20 protein-coding genes are annotated in these 26,245 nt (G+C 44.0%); 11 read left to right on the forward strand and 9 right to left on the reverse strand.

Annotation, left to right across the window (positions count from 1 at the left end):
• The first annotated feature begins 22 nt into the window (after nt 1–22).
• The 4 genes from NL647_RS19710 (at nt 23) to NL647_RS19725 (ending at nt 4,255) form a co-directional block, all read left to right on the forward strand.
• Nucleotides 23–985, forward strand: a complete 963-nt coding sequence (locus NL647_RS19710) for a DNA polymerase III subunit delta' (protein WP_253650585.1) — start codon at nt 23–25, stop codon at nt 983–985.
• Nucleotides 976–1,743 (forward strand): TatD family hydrolase, encoded by a 768-nt coding sequence (locus tag NL647_RS19715; protein WP_069219092.1) that lies wholly within the window; start codon nt 976–978, stop codon nt 1,741–1,743. The genes NL647_RS19710 and NL647_RS19715 overlap by 10 nt, the downstream gene beginning before the upstream one ends.
• A 445-nt stretch (nt 1,744–2,188) precedes the next feature.
• Nucleotides 2,189–3,619 carry a PTS glucose transporter subunit IIBC gene (gene ptsG / locus NL647_RS19720; RefSeq protein WP_005439576.1) on the forward strand — a complete coding sequence of 477 codons (1,431 nt, stop codon included), beginning with the start codon at nt 2,189–2,191 and terminating at the stop codon, nt 3,617–3,619.
• Nucleotides 3,620–3,853: 234 nt separating this feature from the next.
• Nucleotides 3,854–4,255 carry a hypothetical protein gene (locus NL647_RS19725; RefSeq protein ID WP_005444828.1) on the forward strand — a complete coding sequence of 134 codons (402 nt, stop codon included), beginning with the start codon at nt 3,854–3,856 and terminating at the stop codon, nt 4,253–4,255.
• Nucleotides 4,256–4,317: 62 nt separating this feature from the next.
• On the opposite strand, the gene NL647_RS19730 is transcribed toward NL647_RS19725, so the two are convergent.
• The 3 genes from NL647_RS19730 to NL647_RS19740 all read right to left on the reverse strand — a co-directional run bounded on the left by NL647_RS19730 (nt 4,318) and on the right by NL647_RS19740 (nt 6,948).
• The gene (locus NL647_RS19730; RefSeq protein WP_005444829.1) at nt 4,318–4,416 is read right to left on the reverse strand and encodes a MetS family NSS transporter small subunit; all 99 of its coding nucleotides are present in this window, start codon (nt 4,414–4,416) and stop codon (nt 4,318–4,320) included.
• Nucleotides 4,416–5,876, reverse strand: a complete 1,461-nt coding sequence (locus tag NL647_RS19735) for a sodium-dependent transporter (protein ID WP_009699396.1) — start codon at nt 5,874–5,876, stop codon at nt 4,416–4,418. Before NL647_RS19735 ends, NL647_RS19730 begins: the two co-directional genes overlap by 1 nt.
• Nucleotides 5,877–6,357: 481 nt before the next feature.
• Nucleotides 6,358–6,948, reverse strand: a complete 591-nt coding sequence (locus NL647_RS19740) for an outer membrane protein (RefSeq protein ID WP_017817853.1) — start codon at nt 6,946–6,948, stop codon at nt 6,358–6,360.
• 127 nt (nt 6,949–7,075) lie between these two features.
• Between NL647_RS19740 and NL647_RS19745 the strand changes: the two genes are divergently transcribed.
• Both NL647_RS19745 and NL647_RS19750 read left to right on the forward strand, forming a co-directional pair.
• Nucleotides 7,076–7,168: a YnhF family membrane protein gene (locus NL647_RS19745; protein WP_005444835.1), complete on the forward strand. Its 93-nt coding sequence runs from the start codon at nt 7,076–7,078 to the stop codon at nt 7,166–7,168.
• A gap of 18 nt (nt 7,169–7,186) precedes the next feature.
• Complete coding sequence (locus NL647_RS19750; RefSeq protein WP_050934180.1) at nt 7,187–8,332, forward strand: patatin family protein; 1,146 nt, start codon at nt 7,187–7,189, stop codon at nt 8,330–8,332.
• 49 nt (nt 8,333–8,381) lie between these two features.
• Here the strand turns inward: NL647_RS19750 and pyk are convergent, their stop codons facing one another.
• Nucleotides 8,382–9,824, reverse strand: coding sequence for a pyruvate kinase (pyk, locus tag NL647_RS19755; RefSeq protein ID WP_005444839.1), 1,443 nt, complete (start codon nt 9,822–9,824; stop codon nt 8,382–8,384).
• Nucleotides 9,825–10,143: 319 nt separating this feature from the next.
• On the opposite strand from pyk, the gene NL647_RS19760 reads away from it, so the two are divergent.
• Together NL647_RS19760 and NL647_RS19765 are read left to right on the forward strand one after the other, a co-directional pair.
• The gene (locus NL647_RS19760) at nt 10,144–11,361 is read left to right on the forward strand and encodes an ROK family protein (protein WP_005444840.1); all 1,218 of its coding nucleotides are present in this window, start codon (nt 10,144–10,146) and stop codon (nt 11,359–11,361) included.
• Between the two features lie 232 nt (nt 11,362–11,593).
• Nucleotides 11,594–12,541 carry a chemotaxis protein CheV gene (locus tag NL647_RS19765; RefSeq protein WP_005444843.1) on the forward strand — a complete coding sequence of 316 codons (948 nt, stop codon included), beginning with the start codon at nt 11,594–11,596 and terminating at the stop codon, nt 12,539–12,541.
• A 344-nt stretch (nt 12,542–12,885) separates the two neighbouring features.
• On the opposite strand, the gene NL647_RS19770 is transcribed toward NL647_RS19765, so the two are convergent.
• The 4 genes from NL647_RS19770 to NL647_RS19785 all read right to left on the reverse strand — a co-directional run bounded on the left by NL647_RS19770 (nt 12,886) and on the right by NL647_RS19785 (nt 19,073).
• On the reverse strand, nt 12,886–15,960 hold the full coding sequence (locus NL647_RS19770) for an error-prone DNA polymerase (protein ID WP_253650586.1): 3,075 nt from the start codon (nt 15,958–15,960) through the stop codon (nt 12,886–12,888).
• A gap of 27 nt (nt 15,961–15,987) precedes the next feature.
• Complete coding sequence (locus NL647_RS19775; protein WP_253650587.1) at nt 15,988–17,391, reverse strand: DNA polymerase Y family protein; 1,404 nt, start codon at nt 17,389–17,391, stop codon at nt 15,988–15,990.
• Between the two features lie 4 nt (nt 17,392–17,395).
• A complete protein-coding gene (imuA, locus tag NL647_RS19780) occupies nt 17,396–18,088 on the reverse strand; it encodes a translesion DNA synthesis-associated protein ImuA (protein ID WP_253650588.1) in 693 nt (230 codons plus the stop codon).
• A 259-nt stretch (nt 18,089–18,347) separates the two neighbouring features.
• On the reverse strand, nt 18,348–19,073 hold the full coding sequence (locus NL647_RS19785) for a TetR/AcrR family transcriptional regulator (protein WP_009698476.1): 726 nt from the start codon (nt 19,071–19,073) through the stop codon (nt 18,348–18,350).
• Nucleotides 19,074–19,404: 331 nt separating this feature from the next.
• On the opposite strand from NL647_RS19785, the gene NL647_RS19790 reads away from it, so the two are divergent.
• Together NL647_RS19790 and NL647_RS19795 are read left to right on the forward strand one after the other, a co-directional pair.
• Complete coding sequence (locus NL647_RS19790) at nt 19,405–20,514, forward strand: efflux RND transporter periplasmic adaptor subunit (protein WP_253650589.1); 1,110 nt, start codon at nt 19,405–19,407, stop codon at nt 20,512–20,514.
• Nucleotides 20,514–23,564, forward strand: coding sequence for an efflux RND transporter permease subunit (locus NL647_RS19795; protein ID WP_253650590.1), 3,051 nt, complete (start codon nt 20,514–20,516; stop codon nt 23,562–23,564). The genes NL647_RS19790 and NL647_RS19795 overlap by 1 nt, the downstream gene beginning before the upstream one ends.
• A 431-nt stretch (nt 23,565–23,995) precedes the next feature.
• On the opposite strand, the gene NL647_RS19800 is transcribed toward NL647_RS19795, so the two are convergent.
• A complete protein-coding gene (locus NL647_RS19800) occupies nt 23,996–24,742 on the reverse strand; it encodes a YciK family oxidoreductase (RefSeq protein ID WP_005444850.1) in 747 nt (248 codons plus the stop codon).
• A 278-nt stretch (nt 24,743–25,020) separates the two neighbouring features.
• Between NL647_RS19800 and sohB the strand changes: the two genes are divergently transcribed.
• Complete coding sequence (gene sohB, locus NL647_RS19805) at nt 25,021–26,082, forward strand: protease SohB (RefSeq protein ID WP_253650591.1); 1,062 nt, start codon at nt 25,021–25,023, stop codon at nt 26,080–26,082.
• Nucleotides 26,083–26,245 lie beyond the last annotated feature (163 nt).

Below are 26,245 nucleotides of genomic sequence, written 5' to 3' on the forward strand. Positions count from 1 at the left end.
TGAGGGTAGATTGAGGTGATTCATGTTAAATGACTTTCCATGGTTACAGCCCGTTTGGGATAACCTCAAAATCAGTTTGGATTCAGAGCGAGTTCCTGGAGCTTTGTTACTACAAAGTGAGAAAGGGTTGGCCGTTGAAAAACTGGTTGAACTCTTCAGCCACTCTCTTTTGTGCCAAAACTACACCAGTGAGGCGTGTGGTTTTTGCCACAGTTGTCAGCTAACTCAATCTAATAGTCATCCAGACTTACATTGGGTTAAGCCGGAAAAAGAAGGCAAATCAATTACGGTTGATCAAATCCGCGCTTGTAATCGTCTTGCTCATGAATCATCACAGCTAAATGGATATCGCGTGTTCATTATCGAACCTGCGGAAGCAATGAACGAGTCTGCGTCCAATGCGTTGTTGAAAACACTAGAAGAACCGGGGCAGAAGTGTTTGTTCTTGCTTGTTACACAGAACCATGACCGATTACTGCCAACGATTCAAAGTCGCTGTCAGCAATGGGTCGTGGCTACGCCTTCAACAGAGCAAGCTATGAGCTGGATGAGTGAGCAAGGGGCTTCTCAAGTGCCCCCTTATGCGCTTAAGTTGAATATGGGTTCACCAATAAATACGCTGGAAGCAGCAAAAAGTGGTGAGCTGGATGAGTATCAAGCGTTTGAGCGCTGCTTGATTGAGACTTTGTCTTCGCCTTTGTCAGATGTGTTTCAGTGCGCGACGTTAATGGCTAAGAATCCAGACAAAGCGTTAGACTGGGCGTGGTATTTGTTGACCGATGCTCAGAAAGCGCAATTTGGTGTTACGGAAGTGGATCTGCTTCCTGGCGCCGCTCAGTTTCAGCCCGGTAGATATAACGGTCTGTATCAAGCGGCCCAAAAGCTGCTTGAATTGAAAGCTCAACGACAAACCTTTCCAGGCTTAAACCTTGAGCTACTATCTATGAATTGGTTAATTGAATCACGAGAGGCATTATGTTCGTAGATTCGCACTGTCATCTAGACAAATTGAATTACGATGACCTTCATATTAATGTTGAAGACGTTATCAACAAAGCTAAGCAAGCTAATGTTACTGAGTTATTGTCCGTTGGTGTGACTTTGGACTCTTTCCCTAAAATGCTCGAAATGATCACACCTTACAATAACGTTCACGCGTCTTGTGGTGTTCATCCTCTTGATGTTGAAAGTGCCTTTTCGATGGATATCTTACGAGAGTACGCGTCCCATGAAAAAGTTGTGGCGATCGGTGAAACGGGGCTGGATTACCATTACAAACCAGAGACCGCCGCACTGCAGAAAAAGCGTTTTGAGCAGCAAGTTGACCTAGCGGTAGAATTAAACAAACCACTGATTATTCATACTCGTAATGCACGTGAAGATACATTAGAAATTCTACGCAATGGCGGAGCCGAAAAATGTGGTGGCGTCATACACTGTTTTACTGAAGATCTGCCTTTTGCAGAAGCTGCACTCGATTTAGGGTTTTACATCTCAATTTCAGGTATTGTGACTTTCCGCCAAGCGACGGAATTGAAGGATGTTGTGAAAGCCCTACCTCTTGAAAAGTTGCTTATTGAGACGGATTCTCCGTATCTTGCCCCTGTTCCACATCGTGGAAAAGAGAACCAACCAGCCTATGTTGTCGAAGTTGCTGCCTATATTGCACAGCTGAAAGAGTGTGCCTTGTCTGAAGTTGGGCAAAAAACCAGCGAAAATTTCCGAAATCTTTTTTTGCGATGAAAAATCAATAGGCAGATTAAAAAAGGGGCTTTTGCCCCTTTTTTGTTGATAAATGCACCAAAAAGATCATTTAGTTTAATGTTTACTAAATTTGTTGATTTAACCGCATCCAAATCCCTCAAATGTAATTTTGTTACTAAAAATAACATCGACCTTTATTTTATTTACGCCTTAAAATTAATTATGTAGATAATAAAATCTTTATAAAACAATAATATAAGTTTAATGCAAACCTTTTCATCGACGGTTTTTAGGTGTGATCTGCGGCTTGTTTTGAAACTAAATTTCGTAACTGTGTGGAAAGTTTGAGGGCCATCAATATATATTTAGAGCCGGAAAATATAATGCAACGTGTGGTTACATTTTCATTGGGTGCTAACATTTAGGCTACGGGGGTGTGCCGTTAGTGCCCAAATAATACTTATAATTTATCAGGAGCATAAACATGTTTAAGAACCTTTTTGCAAACCTGCAAAAAGTTGGTAAAGCTCTGATGCTACCAGTATCAGTATTACCAGTCGCAGGTATCCTACTAGGTGTTGGTGCTGCCCACCTAAGCTTTATTCCAGAAGTGGTTTCTAACCTAATGGAACAAGCTGGTGGTTCAGTATTCGGCCAAATGGCACTTCTATTTGCTGTTGGTGTAGCACTAGGCTTCACAAACAACGACGGCGTAGCTGGTCTAGCTGCTATCGTTGGTTACGGCATCATGACAGCAACGCTAGGCGTTATGGCTGGCATCATGGGCGTTGAGAAAATCGACACAGGTGTACTAGGTGGTATCCTTGTCGGTGGTGTTGCTGCTTGGGCATTCAACCGTTTCTTCAAAATCCAACTTCCAGAGTACCTTGGCTTCTTCGCTGGTAAGCGTGCTGTGCCAATCATCACTGGTTTCGCTGCGATCATCCTAGGTGTTGTACTATCTATCGTATGGCCACCAATCGGCGGTGCAATCTCTGCATTCTCTGACTGGGCTGCACACCAAAACCCACAACTTGCGTTCGGTATCTACGGCGTAGTTGAGCGTTCTCTAATCCCATTCGGTCTACACCACGTATGGAATGTACCATTCTTCTTCGAAGCAGGTACTTGTGTGAACGCTGCTGGTGAAACTCAAAACGGCGTACTAACTTGTTACCTAGTTGCAGATGATGCATCTCGTGCTGCTGGTAATGGCTTCGGTCAGCTAGCGGGTGGTTACATGTTCAAGATGTTTGGTCTACCAGCTGCAGCAATCGCTATTGCTCACTGTGCTAAACCAGAAAACCGCGCGAAAGTAATGGGTATCATGGCGTCAGCTGCATTGACTTCATTCCTAACTGGTATTACTGAGCCAATCGAATTCTCATTCCTATTCGTTGCTCCTGTACTATACGGTATCCACGCTCTACTAGCTGGTTCTGCATACGTTGTTGCTAACACTCTAGGCTTCGTACACGGTACTTCATTCTCACACGGTCTGATCGATTTCCTAGTTCTATCTGGTCACGCTCAGAAGATGGGTCTGATGGTAGCTGTTGGTCTAGTTTACGCTGTAATCTACTACGTAGTATTCCGCACAGTAATCACTGCTCTTGACCTTAAAACTCCAGGTCGTGAAGATGAATCTGAAGAAGCTGTTGCAACTTCTGGTTCTGACATGGCAGGTGAGCTTGTTGCAGCATTCGGCGGCAAAGCAAACATCACTGGTCTAGACGCATGTATCACTCGTCTACGTGTAGCGGTAGCTGATACAGCTGCTGTTGACCAAGACAAGCTAAAACAACTAGGCGCTGCTGGTGTTGTAGTTGTAGCAGGTGGTGTTCAGGCTATCTTCGGTACTAAGTCTGATAACCTAAAAACTGAAATGGATGAGTGGATTCGTAACCACGGCTAATCTCAGTCATTCATAGAAAAGAGGAGGCTTCGGTCTCCTTTTTTTGTGCCTGTTTTTCATGCTGAAACCACGACGACTAACGGCTTATCTTTAATTTAACGTCCCACATCGTGACACAATACGCAGCCTTACAGTTGTAGCGTTTTTCGTACCTCTCCCTTACTCATTGCTGACATACCAAAACTAAATCATGTTTGAATTATGCACGCCGTTTTTTTTAGAGTGATGACGTGTATGAAAAAACAAATAATGCTGGCAGCAGCACTGTTACCTAGTGTAAGTATGGCAGCAAACCAACCGACGAATTTTTCCGTTGGTATGGCAGTGGATCAGCAATTGAGTGTCGTAGTTGAAATCGATGATAAATATCGAGGTATCATCGGTAATGACGGTATGGCATTTGACTATATCGCGAAACGTGGTTCTTTTGAGCAAAATATGCCGCTGACCTGGTATGTAGGTGTTGGTGGTTGGTACGAGTGGGATGATGAATTTGGTTTTCGTGTTCCGCTTGGCGTGAATTGGGATCTTTCAAAAGGATGGGATCTCTATGCGCAAATTCATCCAGAGCTCGATCTGTATAAAGGACCCGATCTTCAAATTGGTGGAGCTCTTGGGGTTAAATACAGCTTTTGAGTTAAAGCAGATACAAAAATGCCGGCATCAACGCCGGCATTATTCTTGATAAAGGATCGGTATTATTGCTGCTTATCCATCGCTCGCTTGATGCACACAGCTGCGCCACCCCAAGTGATGCCAAGACCAATAACCATCATAATAATTGCACTTGTTGTCATTACGCTTTCTCCTTGCTTACCACGTTAATCAGTACACCAAACACAAATAGCGCGGCAATCATTGCCCAGCCAAGAGTTAGGTCGTAGCCACCGTAACCTTCTGTTAGAAGGGCATATAGCTTAGTTGCTAGGATAATTGCTAGCATGATTGGAGTAACAAAACGTAGGCAGACTACAAACCATTGACCAATAGAGAAATCTGAACGCTCATTTACATAGTCACGAACTTCTGGCACTTGTTTAAGTAGCCAAGCCATTAAGACGATTTCAACCAGACCGCCAACCATTATGCCGACGTTATTAGCAAAGTGGTCGACAAGGTCAAGTAATAATAGACCTCCGTTGGTTGCAAATGCCATTGAGACAATAAAGCCAATACCAATCACCACGTTTGCCGCTTTTTTACGGCTCCATTTCAGTTTATCGATAACTGCAGATGTTACCGCTTCCATGATTGAGATGTGCGAACTTAAGCCAGCTACAACGAGAGCAAAGAAGAACAGCGGACCAAGAATATATGGCGCTGGTAACAAATTGATAGCGGCAGGTAGCGTTACGAACGCAAGACCAACACCAGCAGAGACGACTTCAGTCAGTGGTTTACCTTGCTCTTGAGCCATGTAACCAAGCACTGAGAAGATCATGATACCGGCTAAGATGGAGAAACCACAGTTGATAAGGACAGTCATGAAGGCGTTATTCGTGATATCTGATTTCTCAGGCAGATAACTGGAGTACGCTAGCATGATGGCAAAGCCGATACTTAGGGTAAAGAAGATCTGCCCGTACGCAGCTGCCCACACTTTCACGTCCCAAATCTTACTGAAATCAGGCTCAAACATGTAGTTCACGCCATCTAGTGCTCCAGGAAGGAAAATCATACGACCAATCAAGAACACGACCATGATGAACAAGATTGGCATCATGATTTTTGATGCTCGTTCGATACCCGATTTAACACCACTCACAATGGCCGTGTAGGTGATTGCCCAAGCAATCAGCATGGATACTGCGATCTTCCATTGAATGCTGCCCAAATCCGTTGGTGAGTTATCACCAAGTTTTAGGTATTCACTAAAGAAGAAAGCATTGGTGTCAGAACCCCAACTTTGGGTAAACGACATACCAAAGTAAGAAATTGCCCAGCCAATAACAGCGACGTAGTAAACGGCGATAACCGCAGCTACACCCACTTGGAACCAGCCAAGCCACTCAAACTTGGCGTGGATTTTAGCTAATGTTTTCGGAGCAGAACCACGGTATTTTTGACCCATACTGAATTCCAGGATCATAAATGGAATACCAGCAGTAATCATGGCGAAAAGGTAAGGAATAAAAAAGGCACCACCACCGTTCTCATAAGCCATATAAGGGAAACGCCAGATGTTACCCAGACCGATGGCTGAACCGACTGCAGCTAAGATGAATCCCGCACGGGATCCCCATTGTTCTCGCTTCATATTTGACTCCTGTACAACTCCCTAAGGAATGAAGCTCTTCTTGGCAGGTGTAAATCCCAGCAGAATAAAGGGCAACTGTTATCCGTCAGTTTTCTATCCTAAATTCGGTACTATTGTTACTTTCTGGTTTTTTACTTTGTTTTGCCAATGAAGAATTAGAATTAAATGCTTTAAATTTTGATGTGTGTTTGCAAAAGCTGAAATATTCTTCTGCTTTCTGTCTTCAGACTAACTTTTTACATTATTTATCGCAATAGATTCTAAATGTTAACGGCGAGATTTTATCTGGTTTAAATATTGTTAAATCGTGATTTGCTAGGTTATCTGATCAGTGAGGTGGGGTTATTTTCAGAGTATATGACTGTCTTACTGATGTGATCTTGGTCAAATAAACTCTTTTTGATTATTAGGGCGTATCTCTGCGTTCGATACACCCTATAGACGATTTGGCGTCAAAACGATTCTTTAGAAGTGAAAGCCGTTAGAAGCGGAAGCTAAAGCCAATATTGGATTGAAATTGGTTCATCCAGTCGGTTTCAAACTTGATTACACAAGAAGAACCATCAGTAGGAAGCACGCATGCTCCTGAGGTGTCATTGTCAACAACGGTACCTAACCAACGAACTTGAGCGGTCAATGCAAAGTTTTTAGAAAATGTGTACTCAAGTCCTGCGAAAGCACTAGCTGAGAAACCGTATTTGTCATCCACCCAATCAGCATCAGCATATGAAGCACCCAATCCAAGCCCAACATAACTTTGCCAACCTGTCGCCACTGGATAGTAGATGCTGCTTTGAAACTGCAGATAATGGATGTCTGCTGAGTTGTTCACATCTTGTAGTTCAGAAGACTGATTCGAATAGAACAAACCTAAGCGACCCATTTCAAAAGGAGTCTCTACCGATAAAGCGTAGTTAATTGAAGGGTCAAGATCGTAGGTGCGATTGTTTTCATCTTCTACTTTGCCTCCTCCCGTGAAGCCAATGTAGGGAGTGACGATAACGTTTGCTTGAGCTGCCATAGAACAGCCCAATAATACACTCCCAACTAGCCAGCCAATTTTATTGTTCATTTGCTATCTCCTTATTATGACTAAGCTAATTGTGATGCCTTAGTCAAAATCGTGCGACTAAATTAGGCAATTCTTGAACATAATTCACACTGGTGTTATTAATTTGTTACAACAAAAGGAGGTGTCTATGGAACACGATCTAAAATCAGCCCTACTCATCGTCGTTACGGTATTCGCAGTTTTACTCTCTTTTGGCATCATTGCGATTACGACGGCTTAAACTAACGGCATTACGCCTATGATACGCAACAGCGGTATTATCACTGATAGCCATGCTGAGCTCGACATTCAAGTGTATGAGCAGTTTAGAAATGGCAAAACTGCCCTTGTCGCACAAGGAGGAGGGCAGAGAGGGATTTTTACCGCTGGTGTGCTAGACGCATTTCTTCTCTCTAATTTCGACCCATTCGACGAATTCTATGGCACGTCTGCCGGAGCGCTTAACCTCTGTGCTTTCCTTTGTCGTCAGCATGGTATGGGTAAAGCTTTTATAACCGATCTGACCACGGCTCCCGAATTCTTCCATCTGATCCGCTACATTCGTAAAAAACAGTACTTAGGTTTGGAGTGGGCGCTCGAACGTATTCAAGATTACCCTTATAAACTCGATCTGGATCTTGGTCGCTCTACGCTAGGCCAAAGAGGAGCGTTTGCTGCGGTCACTAATGTCGATACGCTCTCAGACCACTACTTACCAATACTCGGTGGTGATTGGCTCAATACGATGGTGGCTACATGTGCTATTCCAAAACTGTATCAAGGTGCTGTAAATGTAAACGGGCAGCATTTTGTTGATGGCGGCGTTTCTGCATCGATTCCCGTTCAAGAAGCGTGGCGTAAAAATGCACGAAATATCATAGTGATCCGCACTGAGCCTTTCTCTGAATCGGAAGCCAAAGCGCAAAGTGAGCTTGGTGAAGAAGGGATCAAATGGTACCGAGAGTCCATAAACTCGGTTCAAGAATCTTGGCAAGATAAGGTCCATCAATGGAAGGAAGATTGGAGCAATTTCTTGCAGCAAAAAATTAACGCAGCACATCAATCTAAATTGTCTGGCAGAAAGTTATTAAATGGTGGGCGCTGGCTATTTGGAGCCGATAACCTCTATCGTTTGAGCCATTTGATTGGTGAGAATTTTGATTCTGGATTAGCAGACATGTTGATGATCCATTATCAAACCTTCGAGTTGACGCAAGCTTTCCTTAGTGCACCGCCTGACGATACTTTTATTTTGCAATTGGCGCCGAAAGAGGAGCTGCAATCCTCATCTCTTTTAAGTGACCCTGAAGCTCTTGAGCATGATTATCAGCTTGGTTTGCAAACCGGTTTTAACCTGATTCAGCTTTACGACAAATTAAATATGGAAGGTCGAGAGACAGCCTAGATAATAAAAAGGGCACCATTTCGGTGCCCTTGCTTATCAAGTGTTGAACTTATGCTGACAGGATTCGCATGCAGTTGGTTGAACCAACCACGTCCATAACATCGCCTTGAGTGATGATCACCAAATCCCCTTCATCCAATAAGCCTTGTTCTTTTAACGTCACAATTGCATCGTGCGCGGTAGTTAGACCTGCGCCACCTTTTGAGTCAAAGTACACCGGAGTTACCCCACGATAAAGCGCAGCACGATTCAGTGTCGATTCGTTGCGTGATAACGCGAAAATAGGCAGACCAGAACTCAAACGAGACATCATGAGCGCAGTGCGACCAGATTCGGTCAAGGCAATCATCGCTTTTACGCCTTCCATGTGGTTAGCTGCGTACATAGTGGACATTGCGATGGTTTCTTCTGCGGTTGCAAAGGTGCGATCTAAGCGATACGTCGACAAGCTTGCTTCAGCCATCTTCTCTGCGCCCATACATACTTCTGCCATGGACTTGACAGTTTCTACTGGGAATTGACCTGCTGCCGTTTCTCCAGAAAGCATTACCGCATCTGTACCATCTAGCACGGCATTGGCAACGTCCATGACCTCTGCTCGGGTTGGCATCGGTGCCGCAATCATAGACTCCATCATTTGAGTCGCAGTAATCACGATGCGGTTTAAGCTGCGAGCACGACGGATGAGTTTTTTCTGCACGCCAACAAGCTCTGGGTCGCCAATTTCTACGCCCAAGTCGCCGCGAGCAACCATCACTACATCGGACGCAAGGATAATGTCATCAATCGACTCGCTGGTGGCTACCGTTTCTGCTCGTTCAACTTTGGCAACGAGCTTTGCTTCTAGACCTGCATCTCTTGCCAAACGGCGAGCATAGTGCATGTCTTCGCCATTACGAGGGAAAGAAATCGCAAGGTAATCGACTTTGATTTTAGCGGCAGTGAGAATGTCTGCTTTGTCTTTCTCTGTTAATGCATCGGCAGATAAACCGCCACCTTTCTTGTTGATACCTTTGTTATTAGACAGAGGGCCACCAACGGTGACGCGTGTATGAACTTTATTTCCTTCGACACTGGTGACTTGCAGTTGAACACGTCCATCGTCAAGGAGCAGGATATCGTTAGGTGAAACGTCTTGCGGTAGCTCTTTGTAATCCAAACCAACGGACTCTTGGTTTCCCTCACCTTTTGGTAAATCGCTGTCTAGTGTGAATTTGTCACCGACATCAAGATGAATTTTGCCATCTTTGAAGGTGGATACGCGGATTTTTGGACCTTGTAAATCACCAAGAATGGCAACTTGACGTCCTAGTTTTGCCGCAATAGCACGGACTTTTTGCGCGCGTTGAATATGATCGTCACTGGTACCGTGAGAGAAGTTCATACGGACGACATTTGCTCCAGCTTTGATGATCTCTTCAAGGACATTGTCTTTATCTGTTGAAGGGCCAAGCGTTGTAACAATTTTGGTTCTTCTTAATATGGAAGTCATAGATTCTCCGAAGAATGCAGGTGTAGGACTAGATAACTCGAATTCTATTCTCGCTAAGTATATGCACAGTATGCGCGGATTGTTGGCATTTAGGTCAAAGTGCTGAAAAAACATCAACACACAGGTGTTGTGACCTAATTTGATGAATAAAATAAGTTATTTTTCAAACAATTTAACAGGAGTCGATTTCTAGTTATTTGATTGAATACACAAACAAACATGTTTATACGTGATGCTTGTCACGGGGATTTATCAATTCACTTCACAATTACTTCGCAAAGTAAAAAAATTATCCCGTTATAGAATTTCGGAGTGCAAGATGTACATGGCTCAACCGGGCCATATTGATCATATCAAACAGGTCAATGCTGGTCGTGTATACAAACTAATTGACCTAAAGGGTCCAATATCTCGAATCGATTTATCCAAGCAAAGTGAGCTTGCGCCTGCGAGTATCACTAAGATCACTCGAGAATTGATTGAAGCCCACCTGATCCATGAAACAACGGTACAGGAAGCAACCAGTCGCGGTCGTCCTGCGGTGGGGTTACAGGTCAATAATGAAGGTTGGCAATTCTTGTCGATGCGTTTAGGTCGAGGCTACTTGACGATTGCACTGCACGAGCTTGGCGGTGACGTTCTTATCGATACCAAAATCGATATCCACGAACGTGACCAAGATGATGTGCTGGAACGTTTACTCTACGAAATTGATGAATTCTTCCAAACCTACGCCGATCAACTTGATCGTGTTACCAGTATTGCGATTACTCTGCCCGGTCTAGTGAACTCAGAGCAGGGTATCGTGTTGCAAATGCCGCATTACAATGTTGAGAACCTAGCGTTAGGTCCTGAAATATACAAAGCAACAGGCTTACCGGTTTTTATTGCCAACGATACGCGTGCATGGGCACTAGCAGAGAAACTGTTTGGTCATTCACAAGACAACGACAACTCGGTTCTTATCTCTATTCACCACGGCTTAGGCGCAGGTATTATCTTGGATGGTCGAGTGCTACAAGGTCGACACGGTAACATCGGTGAACTCGGTCATATCCAAATCGATCCGAATGGCAAGCGTTGCCATTGCGGCAATATTGGTTGCCTTGAAACCGTTGCCAGCTCACAAGCGATTCGAGAAGAGGTTGTGACTCGTATTGCTCAAGGTGAAGCTTCAGTTCTTGCTGAACAAGAAGAAATGAGCATTGAAAGTATCTGTGAGGCGGCTGCAAATGGCGACCCTCTGGCTGTTGATGTTATCGAGAAGCTTGGTCGTTACTTAGGCTCTGCCATTGCGATTGTTATTAACCTATTTAACCCAGAAAAGATCTTAATTGGTGGGGTGATCAACCAAGCGAAAGAGGTGCTTTATCCTGCTGTTCGTCGTTGTATTGAAGAACAAAGTTTGCCGGTTTACCACCAAGACCTTGAACTGGTGGAGTCTCGTTTCTATAAACAAGCGACCATGCCGGGAGCGGCTTTGATTAAGCAAGCACTGTACGACGGTCAGTTGTTGATGAAGGTGATTGAAGGTTAATTTTTCTGACATCAGAATAGGGCATTTACAGAGGGTGAACAGGAAGGTTCGCCCTTTTTTGATCATATGAGCAGAGAAAACTCGAATCTGAGCGCTGCTTCATTGCTATATCAATAGCATTAATGTAATTTTCGTAAGTATTGTAGAACACTCATAAAAAAGTATTACTTTGTTGTTCCAACACAGTTTTCTATAAAGAGTGAAAGGTAGTCGTTCAAAGTTAGGTAGTGGTATGTCCGGAGTGTTAAATACGGTTGATCAGCGTACAAATCTAGTAGGTGAAAACCGACTAGAGCTTTTGCTGTTCACGCTAAATAGTCGTCAGTTATTTGCGATTAACGTTTTTAAAGTGAAAGAGGTGATCAAACTGCCTCCGCTTACTAAGCTACCAGGTTCTCACTATAACATTCGTGGTGTGGCATCTTTGCGTGGCGAAGCTGTGCCTGTGATTGATTTACGTTGCTCGATCGGTTTCCCTCCATTGCGTGGTGAAGTTGAAGAAGAGAACTTGATCATCACCGAGTACAACCGTTCTATTCAAGGTTTCCTTGTAGGACCGGTTCGCAACATCATCAATACTGCATGGACTGAGATTCAGCCGCCACCATCTACATCAGGACGCTCTAACTACCTAACTGCTATCACCCAAGTGAAAGATGGGGATTCATCTCAAATCGTTGAAATTATTGATGTAGAAAAAGTACTGGCTGAAATCGTTCATTATGACGTGACCATCTCTGACGGCATACTAGATCGAGAACTGGCTCAAGCGATGATTGGACAAAATGTCCTCATTGTTGATGATTCATCAACCGCGCGTAATCAGGTAAGAGACACCTTATCTCAGCTTGGTTTGAACATCATCGAATGTCGCGACGGTTTAGAAGCATTAACGGTTCTTAAACGTTGGTGTGATGAAGGCAAAGACATCGAAAAAGAATTGCTGATGATGATTACGGATGCGGAAATGCCAGAGATGGACGGGTATAGGCTGACTCATGAAGTGCGTTCTGATTCTAGAATGTCCAAGTTGTTTATCACCTTAAACACATCTTTAAGTGGTAGCTTCAACGAAGCCATGGTGCAAAAAGTGGGGTGTGATCGCTTTATTTCTAAGTTCCAGCCTGATCTTTTGGTTGAAGTTGCACAAGACAGAATGCGTCAAGTTTTATATACGTAGAATTAATCAGTGAGCCCTAAATTAATCCATAAGGATAGGTGATTAATTGAACTGTGATTGCTAAACTGTTTTACATATTTCTGAGAATGAAATATGTAAAGTATATCGCGTCACTTTTCACCTATGAGTCTATTTAGACTTATCAATATAGGGTACTTCCGTTTAATGATATGGTTAACATCGAAAGTCATCATGACGTTATCCTTGTTACTGTATAGGAAATACAAGACTAAGCGTACGGAAACGATGACTGAAGATTAATTCAGCAGAATCAAAAAGGGAGGCTTGACCTCCCTTTACTTTTTTTGGTGCAATGCCTTTTCCTACCTCTAAAACATGATTGCTTAATGGAAGTCGCGTGATTTACTTTTCAGCTCAGCAAGATTGTGCGTGCAATCGATGAGCTTACCTGCGATCACGTGCGTGACTTCGCCTTCACGCTCTAAAATTCCTTTGACCATCAACACCTTTGAAGTGAGATAAGCTTGCTTTTGGGCGCGTGCTGTTGCTCGCCATACCACCACATTGATGTTGCCTGTATCGTCTTCCAAAGTGAAAAAGGTCACGCCAGCAGCGGTGCCGGGAGATTGTCTGCCTGTGACAACACCGACAACCGTCACTAAAGATTTATGCTCTTTTTCGACTAACTGCTTCATCCGAGTAAAACGCGGTAACTTACCAGCTTCTTCCAGCAACGTAATCGGATGGCGACTTAGTGATAGTCCGGTACTGGCATAATCTTCAACTAAGTTCTCGTATTCAGAAGGCTGAGCCTGGTAACTTACCATTGGCTCTTCCATGTGATGGAATAAAGGTAAGTCTGATAGTGAATCCATCGCTGCCCAGCGAGCGTTATAGCGATTACCTGAAAGGATTTGAAACGCATTAGCAGAAGCGAGTAACTCAATATCGCGGCGGTTTCTTAAGATTTGCTTTACCTCTTGGATAGCGCGATAGCCGGAGCTTGGTCGTCGTTCAACTAGCCGAAAGGCGCTTTCCTGATTAAAGCCCTTTACTAAGCGAAAACCCAGTTGCACACCAAGGCGACCATTCGGACGTGTGACCAAATGGTGCTGATAGGAGGAATGATTGATGCAAACAGGCAGCACTTCAACACCGTGTCGGCGCGCATCTTGAATCAATTGTGAAGGGCTATAAAAGCCCATCGGTTGGCTATTGAGTAGGGCAGTATAGAACTCAGCAGGGTAGTAATATTTCAACCATGCAGAGCAGTAAGCTAGCACAGCAAAAGAGGCTGAGTGACTTTCCGGGAAGCCATATTCACCAAAGCCGCAGATTTGGTCGAAGATGCGCTCAGCAAACTCCAAGTCATAGCCTCGCTCACGCATTCCGTCGATCAGCTTAGGTTTGAACTTGGCAAGATCGCCGTTTTTCTTCCATGCCGCCATTGCACGGCGTAATTGATCGGCTTCACCACCACTAAATCCTGCCGCTACCATCGCCAGTTTGATTACTTGTTCTTGGAAAATCGGCACGCCCATAGTGCGCTCTAGTACGCTTTTCACTTCTTCTGATGGATAGCTGATTGGCTCTTCACCATTTCGTCGTTTTAAAAACGGATGCACCATATCGCCTTGAATTGGACCCGGGCGAACAATGGCAATTTGCACCACCAAGTCATAGTAACGCGCGGGTTTTAAACGCGGCAGCATGCTCATTTGCGCGCGAGACTCAATTTGGAACACACCAACGGTATCGGCTTTTTGGATCATACGATACACGTACGGATCGTCTTGCAATCGCGTGATCTCGGCAATCGACAGTGATCGCTGATGGTGTTTCTCGACCAATTGAAAGCATTTACGGATCGCGTTTAACATGCCGAGCGCGAGGACGTCGACTTTCAGTAGTTTTAAACTTTCTAAATCATCTTTATCCCATTGAATAATGGTGCGATCTTCCATCGAAGCGTTCTCAACAGGCACTAGTTCGTACAAAGGACCAGAAGAAATCACAAAGCCGCCAACGTGTTGGGATAAATGGCGCGGAAAGCCAATGATCTCGTTCACCAACTGGATAAACTGCTGACCTTTTAACGACTCTGGCTGCAATCCTAATTCGATGATTTGCGCTTGCCAACCTTGGCTGCGATCACGTCGATTAACGTTTTTGATGAAGAAATCCAATTGAGTTTCTTCAATCCCCAACGCTTTGCCCACTTCACGCACGGCACTTTTAAAGCGATAGCTGATAACGGTGGCTGCCAGAGCAGCACGCTCGCGCCCGTACTTTTTGTAAATATATTGAATGACTTCTTCACGGCGCTCGTGTTCAAAGTCGACATCAATGTCTGGCGGTTCTTTTCTTTCTCGGCTAATAAAGCGTTCGAACAGGACCGAGATTTGCCTAGGATCGACGGCAGTGATTTCTAAGCAGTAGCACACCACCGAGTTCGCTGCGGAACCTCGCCCTTGATAGAGAATGCCTTGTTGTTTAGCAAACATCACAATGTCGTGAATGGTGAGAAAGTAATAGTGATATTGCAGCTCTTCAATGAGTGTTAATTCATTCTCAATGGTTTGATGAATGTCTGAGGGTACGCCCTCAGGAAAACGTCGCTTTTTACCACGCTCGACCAACATACGTAGATAAGTAGTAGGAGTGTAACCGTCCGGAATCAGTTCTGTTGGGTATTCGTATTTCAGCTCTGAAAGCTTAAATGCGCACAAGCTCGCAATATGAGTGCTTTCTGCTAGCCATTCGGATTTGTAAATTCGAGACAGTTTGTTCAATGGACGCAGTGCTCGCTCGGCATTGGATAAACGACCAAAGCCAAGCTTGTCGACGCTACAACTATCTTTTACGGCGGTTAAGACATGTTGCAATGGTAAGCGCTCAACCGCATGCATTAAGACGCCACCACAAGCGGTAATTGGTAATTCGAACTCGCTTGCCAGTAACTCACAGTGTGTGGTGTAGGCATTATCGTCGCTGTCTAAATGACGTTGAATCGCGACCCATAATCGATGAGCGTGGTGTTGTTGGAGCCAACGCCCCCAATAATGGTCGCTTTCTTGATGAGTAGGGAGCCACAGTACTAAACAGTGACGAATCGACATCAAGTCCCATTCAGACAATTGATAACTGCCTTTTTCGCTACGTCGCCTTGCATTAGTGATGATCCGGCACAGCTCTGCATAAGCTTTACGACAAGGACAAAGCAGCACCACTTGGCACTCATCATTGAGCCAAAACATGCTGCCGACAATTTGCTTGATGTCGAGTTTATGCTGCTCGATGGTCGTATGGGCTTTCACAATGCCTGCGACGGAGCACTCATCGGTGATTGCAATGGCTTGATAGCGATAAAACGCCGCCTGCAACACTAATTCTTCTGCATGAGAAGCGCCAGTGAGAAAGGAGAAGTTGGACTGACAAAACAGTTCTGCGTAACTCATAACGATCTAATAAAAATAACTGTCGATTTAACAAAAATAGCCATGGAGAAACCAATGTTTGTGCTGATCGCGAAATACCCATAACCAGCGACCTTGCTTGGTGTGCGCAATGTAATAATCACGCATGATCTCATCACCATCCCACCATCCAGAGACAATACGCTCAGGTCCATGTACTAGAGATATTTGCTCTTGTAGCGCGATAGGTGCGGGCAATTGCATCGCGGGGCGCAGTAGAGCAGGAACGGTGTTAACTGAGACATCTGGCTCATCGGCTGGGCGATATTGGCTGGCTTTCTCTGGTCTTGGATCGCAGGCAATATTGGGTTTGAGTATTGCGCTTTTGCCCAATTTAGCTTGCAGTAAAGAGAGCAGCTCTAATGTGTTCATTTGCCCTTTTTGCCCAGCAAAAAAATCGCGTGCAGAACTTAAAGGCTCACCTTGGCGTTCTACTTTTAACGTCAGACCGATAACAGGCCCGTTTAACGTGACGGATTCCAAACTCAAACTCGCGAGCTGTTGCCAACGTTGGCACAAGTAATCACCTTGTGCGGATGTGAGCGGAAGGTGCTGTGCTTGCTTGTCTCGCTGGTGGAGGGTTAAACAGAGTTCAAACGCGACTTTATCACGCAGCTTGAGAAAGGTTTCGAGCTGACGAAGCAACTTAGCTAGTGGCTTTTCAATCCATTGGACGTTTTCAATCTCAAACAGCAGTTCTAAATAAACTTGGAAGGATTCGGTAGGGTGATAAAAGTCGACAGGGTGTTTAAACTGTCCAGTCAGTCGGCCAACGTAGTTCACCAAATCAATATCGAATCGGCGTGCAATGTCTTGTAGTGGCAGTTCAAGTAAGCCTTGCAGTGTGGTGACGCCTACACGTTGTAACTTCTCTACAGTAGCGCTTGATAAATCTGTCAGTGTTAACGGTAGTGGCGATAAGGCTTGTTGTATGGCAGATTTGTCTTCGTTGATGACGTTCGTCCCTGCTAATGCCATCAATTTGGCAGAAAAAGGCGAAAAGCCACATCCGAATTGAAAACTCAGTTTCAGCTCCGATAAGTGAGCTCTGACTTTATTCCAATAGTTTTGGAGCCCTTCATACAGATTAAGCATTGGAGTTGCGCGCAGTAAAATACCTTGGTTTGGCATCAATACGACGTCAGATGTGATCAAATACAGCCATTGCGCAATTTCTTGTAACTTGCTCAATTCGGTTTGCGGATGATAAGGATGCACTTGCAAATCTCGGCACAAAGAAACCGCGCTACCCAAGCCCATATTTGGTTTAATGCCTTGTTGCTCGGCAATCTCGTTGTATTGAATGATCCGACAACGTTGGCTTTCTACAATCACCACGGGTTGCTCTTGGTTATCGCCAAAGAGTGCGTCTAGCTGCAGGCGAGGGAAGTGCAAATAAATCCACAAAGCCATACCACTAACCTTGATTCGCCAATGGGAAATTGACCACAGTTGATGGAATGTGAGTCGTGGTTGGCATCACCAATTGTGGGTAGTGGTGTTGGAAATTGATGTCGACACTACCTTTGCTCCAACCGCCTTTTCGTTTGAGAACTTCCACGCTAACGCCTTGTTCATGACCTTGCAATTTCAGACTCAACGAAACAGGTAAAGACAAGCGGTTTGTCATATTAGGTTTGAGCATAAACAGAGGGCAAGATCCTTGCTCGCTCGCCACTTGCAGACGTTTTACTTGGTGGATCTCTAGTTCATCTTGCCATAGCAAAACGTTGGTACAAACACCGCTCTTGAGGCACTGCTCCGCTGCCCATAATGCATCGCGCTGATGTTCAGGCGTGACCACCCACACCTGGTTGATATCTAGCCCAATGCCGTGTAGGAACAATGAATTCATCAATGCTGGTGGCTGAATGAATGCCGTGACTCCTCTCGAAAGGGATGCTTTTAAGTAAGGCGCAAGCAAACGCAGCTCGCCAATGCTGCCTATGGATTCCATTTCCACCACTCCGTGAGGAGGAAAGCCGCCACCAAGCAGAGCATCTAGCTCCGGAAAACCAGAACTATTAAGGAACTGATGATCGTCAGCTTTGGTTAGATTTGCTTGCCAAACAAGATGCTGGCTTTTTAAGTGTTGGATGATGTCTTGCATAAATAAAATACCTGTATATACATACAGTATATTTCTGTGATGGAAAGTCGCAAGATTTTTATAGGCAGAAATACGAAAAAAGCAGATTTAAGTGATGAAGATCATCGTGGTCGATAGAAAAGTTGCAAAAAAAAGTAAAGTAATAGTCTCTTTAACTCACTGAAAAGTAAGTAAAGAGACAGTGTTTTTATCAGAAGGTGTATTTTGTTAATTGGTAAGTATGAATGTGGGAGTGCCTTTAGGACCTAGTGCTTAAAAGCTACCTTAAACCTCGCTCGATGAGAACTTGCTCTATTTCTTCAAGTTCTTCTGTCGAAATTGCTTTTTTCCATGGGTAACTGTTGGTCATCCGAACGGCTGCCCTAACTAATGGATGAGTGAGAGTCAAAGGGACATTGACGTTGGTTCTTGCCTCGTTGATATAGGTATCGTAAGGATGATTAAGAATTTGTGGAAAACCTATATTTAGTGCCCAATGCAACAGCATAAACTCTTCGATCAGTGATTCTTTTTCTTCGTCACTGCACAATAATTCTTCTTCTTCAACGGCTGCACGCAATGACTCTTGAAATAAGCAACGGATCTCTTTAGACACTAACGCCAGTTTCATTAACCACTTTTCTGAAGATTTGGCTAATAAATCCTTACTGTTTAACATGGTAAGTAGTTGATAACTAAAAGAGTATGTATACATTGCCTCTTGCGAGACCAGATGAATTGCGACGATCTTGGTTGGAAGTGAATAGGGCAGCTCAAGTACCTCACGAATAACGTTGGATGCTTGTTTGTCAATCCGAACAGAAAGCGCGACCAGCACATCTTCTTTAGATTGAATATGCTTGTAGACTGAGCCCATCGATAGACCTGCATTTTTTGCGATATCCGACATTTTAAAGTCGATTAATGAACTATCGAGAACGCATTGCACTGCGGCATCTAGGATAAGTTGCTCTTGTTCCGCGATAGTGTATTTAGGTGCTGGCATAGAGTATCTTCATTCGAACCATATTCGTATAAATGCTAATGAATCCACCTTCTTGAGTCAATCAATACCATTTAGCTGTTACGAATTAGTCGTAGTAGTCAATAAATTTAATGTCCCCTTCTTAATATTGCCAATACCTTGTTGATTTTAAATATAAAAAATCAATATTTGTAGCGCTTTTGTATCAAAAGGATCATTGGATCCAATTGACAAATTATTCTAGATATTTAGGATCGATTTTCATTCGAATGATATTCGAATGGCGTTTTTCTTTTGAGGTCATGAGGAAATTATGAAAACGATACGGTCTTCTTACACTGCTTGGATAGCTATGATTTCAGGTCTAGCTGTGCTAATCGGTGGTCTGGGTTACTACAAATTTAATCAAATCACATCGGCTATAGAGATGGCTGAATCATTTCCGGAACATTATGAAGTGGTGGATATCGCTTACGTTAAAACTGCGGAACATACACCCACAGTGAGTGTGCTAGGGAGCGCACAATCACCACTACAAGCAGAGTTGTTTACCGAGCTTTCCGGCAAAGTCGCTTTTATTGGTGTGTTGGCAGGTGAAGAAGCAGAGAAGGGGGAAATACTGTTTCAGCTTGATATTGCAGAAGAGGAAGCTCGAATTAAATCTGCTAAAGCGCGCGAAAAATATGCTCAGTCTGTCTTACGTCGTTTAAAAGCATTGTTAGCAAAAAATGTCACTAGCCAAGAAAAGTATGATCAAGCCTATGCTGATTTGGTCGTTATTCAATCTGAAATTGAAGTATTGGAATCGACCATCAGTCAGAAGACAGTTGTAGCGCCATTTAAAGGTATTATGGGGTTGCATGATATTAAGCTTGGTGACTATGTTTCAGCCAATCAGATGCTTTCCAATTTTGTCGGCGAGACAGACAATATTTGGGTCGAGTTTAGCGTGCCACAATTTTATCCAGAGCTACCTATCGCCTCTCAAGTAAAAGTTAGAGAGGTTGATGCTTTGGGAACTTCATTATTTCAATTCGCTAACGTTATCGCAAAAGACACGCAGATCTCCAATACCACTCGTAGCTTAAAATACCGTGCCGAAATCAGTCGTAAACAAGCTCAATATACGCCAAATATGCCTTTGGAAGTACTAGTACCGATCAGCGATAACAAACACGTTTTTCAAGTTCCAGCCACTTCTGTTAATCAGGATCTTTATGGGTCATATGTCATGAAGCTGGTTGCCAACGAGGATAACTCTGGGGCGTATCGTGCAAAGCGCTTATCTGTTCAAGTGGTCTCTCAATCTGGTGGAGAGAGGTTAATTACCCAAGGTGTTCAAGAAGGTGAAAAAATCGCAGCGGCTGGAGCATTTAAACTTTACGAAGGGGTACTTGTTAGAACAAGGGAAAGTCACCCAATGCCTCTATCTTCTCTGGTCTCTGTTACAGGAGAACAGTAATGGACATTTTCGTTAAAAAGCCAGTCTTAGCTATTGTTGTTTCATTGGTTATTACAATTGCTGGGGTAATGGCAGCATTGCGTTTGCCTATCTCTCAATTTCCTCAGATCGAGAGTTCATCTTTGGTGATCACAACTGAGTATGTTGGTGTATCTGCGGACGTCGTGAAGGGGTTTGTCACCGAGCCAATTGAAAGGGTCGCTATGAGTGTTCCTGGTGTTGATTATATTGATTCATCAACAACTGCGGGAATGAGCAAAGTAACGGTTTGGCTTAAGCTTAACCAAAACAGCACCAATGCACTTGCTGAGCTAAATTCGCGCCTTAGTCAAATTGCTTATGAGCTACCAGAAGGCGTACAAGACCCGAGTGTCTCGGTGATGCGTGTTGATCGACCGGGGGCGACATTCTATCTCAATGTTTCTAGTGGCACTATGGATAGGGCTGAGTTAACAGATTACCTTGAACGTGAAGTCACACCCTGGCTTGCATCAGTGGAAGGTGTTCAAAATGCTGATGTTCTTGGTGGAAGAAAGCCAGCGATTCGTGTTTGGTTAGACCCGGTTAAGATGGCAAGCTTAAACATAGGTGCCAGTGAGGTTTACCAAGCTCTTAATGATAACAACGTTATTGCTTCTTTGGGTAATGTTGAAAATGCTACCCAAAGCATTAGCATTATGAGTAATGCACTTCAGCAAAGCAGTGATGACTTTCGTCAATTGATTATTAAAAAAAGCGCAGATACTTTTATTTATCTTGGGGATATTGCCCGCATTGAACAAGGAGAGGATCGCGGTGCGGATTCAGCAAGGCATGACCTTCGAGAATCTGTCTTTATTGGATTGATAACATCTCCAGGTTCCAATGAAATTTCCATTGGTGATGCACTTTACAAACAACTGGCGACGATCAATGCACGTTTACCAGAAGGGACATCAATCACGATTGGTTATGATGGCACCCAGTACATGCGTGATGCACTAAAAGAGATTTTTACCACACTGATAGAGACGGTGCTGCTAGTCGGTATTGTAATTCTGCTTTTGATGGGCTCTTTCAGAACGGCACTTGTCCCTTTGATTACGATCCCAATTTCCATTTTAGGCAGTACAGCAGCAATGCTAATAGTTGGCTTTTCTCTCAACTTATTAACCATTCTTGCGATTGTTTTATCTGTGGGACTAGTGGTTGATGATGCGATTGTCGTTGTAGAGAACGTTGCACGTCATATGCGAAATGGCAAAGGGCGAATTGAAGCCGCCTTGGTTAGTTCGAGAGAGTTATTGCGTCCAATCTTTTCAATGACGATCACTCTAGCGCTTGTGTTTGCTCCGATTGGCTTTGTCAGCGGGCTATCTGGTGCGCTATTCAAAGAGTTTGCCTTTACGTTAGCCATAGCAGTGCTTTTCTCAGGCGTTGTTGCTATTACATTGTCACCGATTATGAGTGCTTATGTTTCACCACAAAAAGGAAAAGAAAACCGTTTTACGAAATGGGTAAATAGTGCCTTTGATCGACTTTCAAACCGCTATGAAAATAGTCTAAAACGCGTATTTGCTTATCGTCGAGTGGTGCTGACCGGGGCATTCGTTTTGTCTTTATTAACGGTACCGTTTTATCTGTTCTCGCAAAAAGAGCTCGCTCCGGTTGAAGACCAAAGTCTGTTGTTTGTGATATCCGAAGCCCCATCGGGTGGTTCTCTAGATTACAGCAATCAGTTTATGCGACAGGCCGTCGGTTCTCTTCAGCAAAAAGAGGGCATAGATATGGTATGGCAAACGATAGCGGAGTCAGGAGGCTTTAGCGGGATTAACTTTGTGCCTTATGATGAACGTGATTATTCGACTTCTGATGTACTTCAAGAGATTTATTTCACGCTCAAGGACGTCACTGGCCTTCGTGTTTATCCAACAGCGCCAATGCCATTGCCTACTGCTGGTCAATTTGATGTGGAGATGGTGGTTCAGTCGCAAGACTCATATGTCAATATGTCTCAATATGCTTACCAGTTGTTAGATGCCGCGCATCAAAGTGGCATGTTCATGTTTGTCGATACGGATTTAAAAGTGGATATGCCACATGCAAAACTCAATTTCGACAACAAGAAAATGATGGATTTGGGTCTCACAACGAAAGCGGTAACTGATCAGGTCTCTTTATTAGTCTCTGAACAAGACGTGACTCGCTACGATAGTAATGGCAAAGCTTATCGCGTGATACCTATGGTGGATCAACATTTACTCACTAATAGTGAAGCGTTGCTTACTTTACAGATCAAAACGCCTAATGGTGATTTTATTCCATTAAGTAGCATTGCCAATCTTGAAAATACGGTGAGCGTTCGAAGCGCCAATCGTTTTAATCAGCTCAATTCTTTTCGTATTTTAGGTGGTTTAGTTCCAGGCACGACTCCTGATCAGGCACTGTCGGCTTTAGAGCTCGCTGCACAAGAGATCCTACCGCAAGGTTATCAAATTAATTATGCAGGCAGTTCACGCCAATTAAGACAAGAGGGCAACAGCTTGTTCTCGGTATTAGCTATGGCTCTATTTGTGGTTTATATGGTTTTATCGGTCCAGTTTAACAGTTTCCGTTCGCCATTAGTCGTATTGCTTGGCTCGGTTCCACTAGCTCTAGCTGGAGGCATGATGTTCTCGTTTCTGGGTATGACAACCATGAACATCTACGCACAAATTGGCTTTATAACTCTTGTTGGGTTGGTGGCTAAGAACGGCATTCTAATTACGGAGTTTGCCAACGAGTTACAACATCAAGGCGTTAAAAAGCTTGATGCCATCATACAAAGTGCAAAATTGAGATTACGTCCAATAATGATGACCACTGCCGCTACGGTTTTGGGGCACTTTCCGCTTGTCTTAGTAACAGGACCGGGTGCTGAAGCACGAAATAGCATTGGTATCATTTTAGTTGCAGGAATGATTATTGGGACGATCTTCACCCTTTTCGTATTACCTGCTGTATATCTAACCCTCTCTAAAGAAGCAGCAAAGAAGGCTCAACAGCCACGAAGAGAGCTCATCGTTGGGTAGAAGCGAGCATGGTGAGTGTTTTTATTCACCATGCTTTTTTTCAATCCGGGGTCATGGTGAACAGTTGAGGTAAGGTGAAGGATGAAATTTAAGAAATGCCCATTTTGTGGCAGCGCACATTTATCCGTCGAGGAGAAAGCGAGTGCGTGGAACAACGAGGATTTAGAAGAGCATGTCATATGTAATGACTGCGCGAGTGCAGCGCCAGTGTATATATGGAATATCAGGAAGTTAGAGCAAGAGAGTGGTAGTACATCGGAATGATTAATATGAAGCGCGCCGTTGCTTCCTTATCTAATTTACATGTCATCAAAATGATATGTTTGAAAGAATTGAAAAGGCACTGAACTCATTCTCTTTGATACAAACGCCCTTTGAAGAGATATAGGCTCTTGCCTTTTCAATCAATTATGTGAGGTAACCTAAGTGGGTTATTTACGCTTTGGTTGAGCGTCGATGCACTGACCGTTTACATCAGTGACTGCTGGGTCCATCAAGTGAAGGTAAAGCGGCATGATGTCCAGCGGTGTTTTTAACGTGTTTGCATCTTCACCTGGGTAGGCTTTTTCACGCATACGAGTACGAGTTGCACCAGGGTTAATAGCATTCACACGTATTGGCGTATCACTCAATTCATCAGCCAAGACTTGCATCATACCTTCTACAGCAAACTTAGAAATAGCGTATGGACCCCAGAAAGCACGACCAGAGTGACCAACGGTTGAAGAGGTAAAGACAATACGACCCGCTTCTGATTTACGCATGATCGGTAGTAGCGCCTGAGTCATCAGTACTTCCGCTTTCACGTTGATCTGCATGATGTCGTCGAAGTCTTCTTCATTGATTTGCTCAAACGGACACAGCGTGCTGAGAACACCGGCGTTGTGCAATAGACCATCCAAACGACCAAATTGACCTTCGATGGTTTCTGCCATGTCGATGTAGTGTTGCTTTGTTGCACCTTTTAGATCGAGTGGGATGATCGCTGGTTGAGGGTAGCCCGCAGACTCGATTTCATCGTAAATGGATTCAAGGTTTTGAACGTTTCGACCCAGTAGAATCACAGTCGCACCGTGCTGAGCGTAAGAAAGGGCGGCTTGGCGACCGATACCATTGCCTGCGCCAGTGACAAGAATGACTTTACCTTTTAGGGCATCTGCTGAAACGGAGTAGTTCACGGTAGTAAATCCTTATTATTGTATCTAGTTCCGACGTACAGGCTTCATGTTCGTTTGTGTAGAAATGCGCCTGTTTCTCAATGGAAAATCTTGGTAATCGTGACAAGTTGGTTACAATACACCAATTCATGTGTTATACCAATTCCAGAACGGTTGTCCGGTATGTTATTTGAACGCTATCAATCAGAACAAGAGGTTGCTGATTTTCTTGCCTTCTCTCTGATTTTTCTACGTAACATATTGATGACTATCACTGGTATGAGATAGAGGAACTCTCATTGGAATTTTTATTAGATTACGGTCTGTTTTTGGCTAAGATTGTTACCGTTGTTGCAGCAGTAATTGTGCTGTTGATTATCGCAAAATCAGCGAGTGGTAAGTCGGGTGCAGCAAAAGGCGAATTGGAAGTTACCAACCTTTCTGAACGTCATAAAGATGCGGTAGAGCAGTTGGAGCATCACCTGCACGATGACGCTTTCATCAAAGCTCGTGATAAAGCAGTCAAGAAAGAAGAGAAAGAGAAGAACAAATTTCGCGAGAAAGAAATCAAACAAGCGAGCAAAGAAGGTTCTCTCGATAGCAAGCGCGAACCGCATCTGTTCGTGTTGGACTTCAACGGCAGCATTGATGCAAAAGAAGTAGGCTCGCTACGTGAAGAGATCACTGCAGTATTAGCTGTCGCTCGTGAAGGCGATGAGGTTTTGCTGCGTCTAGAGTCTGGCGGTGGCATGGTTCATGGTTATGGCTTGGCATCTTCTCAACTTGACCGAATCAAAGCAGCGGGTCTGCCTCTGACGATTTCTGTCGACAAAGTTGCAGCAAGTGGCGGTTACATGATGGCGTGTGTGGCAGACAAGATTGTCTCAGCTCCGTTTGCGATTGTGGGTTCTATCGGTGTTATCGCACAGATCCCTAACTTCAACAAACTGTTGAAAAAGCACGATATCGAGTACGAACAGCTAACGGCTGGTGAGTACAAACGCACACTGACTATGTTTGGTGAGAACACTGACAAAGCGCGCGATAAGTTCAAGCAAGAACTTGAAGAAACACACGTACTATTTAAAGACTTCATCCGTGAGCGTCGCCCAGATCTAGAGCTTGAAAAAGTGGCAACGGGTGAGCACTGGTTTGGTACGCAAGCGAAAGAGCTAGGGCTGGTGGATGAAATCAGCACTTCCGACGATCTGGTTGTCGCTGCATGCAAAGAGAAAACGGTACTAGCAGTGCATTACGTGCAGAAGAAGAAACTGGCAGACAAGCTCGCTGGTGTTGCAGGTAAAGTGGCAGACAGTGTCGTGCTTAAACTTGCAGAGCGGGGTCAAAAACCGATTGTCTAATCGATAAGATAACGAGTGAAACTTAAAACGGCGAGAGTGAAAATTCTCGCCGTTTTTTATTGGAACTTTTCTCAATAGCGTGAATCCAAGTGCGTGTTGGGTGTAATGCTTTACACGACATTTTTACTCGCTCCAAAAGGCAATTACCCGTATAATACGCGCC

The sequence above is a fragment of the Vibrio sp. Y29_XK_CS5 genome, from assembly GCF_024181835.1.
GTDB classification, from domain to species: domain Bacteria; phylum Pseudomonadota; class Gammaproteobacteria; order Enterobacterales; family Vibrionaceae; genus Vibrio; species Vibrio harveyi.